This is a genomic window from Bradyrhizobium sp. HKCCYLRH2047 (genome assembly GCF_051168175.1).
In the GTDB taxonomy this organism is placed as follows: domain Bacteria; phylum Pseudomonadota; class Alphaproteobacteria; order Rhizobiales; family Xanthobacteraceae; genus Bradyrhizobium.
This window is the reverse complement of sequence record NZ_JBNPUM010000032.1, coordinates 1-1,543: the sequence shown is the minus strand read 5'-3', so window position 1 is coordinate 1,543 and position 1,543 is coordinate 1. Positions and strand designations below refer to the sequence as shown.

Below are 1,543 nucleotides of genomic sequence, written 5' to 3'. Positions count from 1 at the left end.
AGGCCGAGCCGCGCCCGCATGTCGACGACGGTCACGATGCGGCCGCGCAGGTTCAGGACGCCTGCGATCTCCGCCGATGACAGCGGCACCCGCGTCACCCGCTCCGGCATGAACACGTCCTGGACCCGGGAGATCGGCAGGCCGAACAGCTGGCCGCCGATCATCGCGGTGACGTATTCGACGGCGGCGCCCTCGGTGGTTTCGATCTTGCTGCTCATCGCACGCTACTCCTGTCCGCTTGCTGTCACGCGGCCCGCCGGTTGGCTTCGGCGCGGGCCCGTTCCTCGATCTGTTCCTTCAGCGCCGCGATCAGGCCGGGCCGGTCGAACTTGGCGATGTAGTCGTAGAGCCCGGCCTGGCGGCCGCGCTCGATCGCCGCCGGCGACACCAGCGACGACACCGCGATGACCGGCATCTGGTTCAGGTTCTGGTCGGCGCGGATCGCCTCGGTGAACTCGAAGCCGTTCATCTCCGGCATCTCGATGTCGGTGACGACGATGTCGAAGCTGTGCCCGGAGCGCAGCGTGGCGAGGCCCTCGAGCGCCGAGGCCGCGGTGCGCACCTTGTAGCCGGCCGACTTCAACACCGGCGCCAGCATGTTGCGGAAGAACGGGGAGTCGTCGACCAGCAGCACCGACTGCGTCTGCGACTCGGTGGCCATCTCCTTGCGGATGAACCAGTCGGCGAACGCCATCGGCAGGAAGTGGCCGACGTCGATCACCTCGGTCGCCTGGCCCTTGATCACCGCCGAGCCGAGGATGCCGTCCTTGGCGCCGGAGACCTGGATGTTGAGCCGCTCCTCGACGATGTCGATGATCTCGTCGACCACGAGGCCCATCGCGCGGGTCTCGTCGGCGAACACCAGGATCGGCTGCGAGCCTGACGTCTGCACCGACACGCCTTCCATCTGCACCAAGGGCATCAGCTGGTCGCGGTACTGCACCATGTAGCGGCCGTTGGAGATCTCGATCTTGTCGGCCGCGATCTCCTCGAGCCGCGTGACCAGCGCCAGCGGCACCGCCTTGGGCTGCGCCGTGCCGGCGCGGAACACCAGGAGCGAGGTGAGCTGCTCGCCGCCGATGGCGTGATGCGCGGCGTGCTCGTCGGACACCGCCTGCGAGGCCGAGCCGGCGGCGCCGAGCGCTTTCGCAATGCCGTTCGGATCGATGATCATGATCACGGCGCCGTCGCCCAGGATCGTGTTGCCCGAGAACATGTCGATGTGACGCAGCTTGGTCGACATCGGCTTGACCACGATTTCCTCGGTGTGGAACACGCAGTCCACCACGATGCCGAAGGTCTGGTTGCCGACCTGCGTCACCACGATGAAGCCGTTCTCCGGATCGGTCGACGAGCCGTCGTCGATCTTCAGGAGCTTCTTCAGATGCATCAGCGGCAAGAGCTTGTTGCGCAGGCGCAGGACCGCGGTGTCCTTGATGCGCTCGATGCGGTGCTCGGAGTTGGCACGCGCGCGCACCAGCTCGACGACCGACAGCTGCGGGATCGCGAAGCGGTCGCCGCCGGCTTCGACGATCAGCGCCGA

The 1,543-nt window shown here is 67.2% G+C and carries 2 protein-coding genes; both read right to left on the bottom strand.

Features of this window, described 5'->3' with window-relative positions:
• The coding region (locus ACQR1D_RS31895) for a chemotaxis protein CheW (RefSeq protein WP_434885603.1) at positions 1 to 218 on the bottom strand (218 nt) is incomplete at its 3' end.
• Between the two features lie 26 nt (positions 219 to 244).
• On the bottom strand, positions 245 to 1,543 hold a 1,299-nt coding region (locus ACQR1D_RS31890; protein WP_434894289.1), incomplete at its 5' end, for a chemotaxis protein CheW.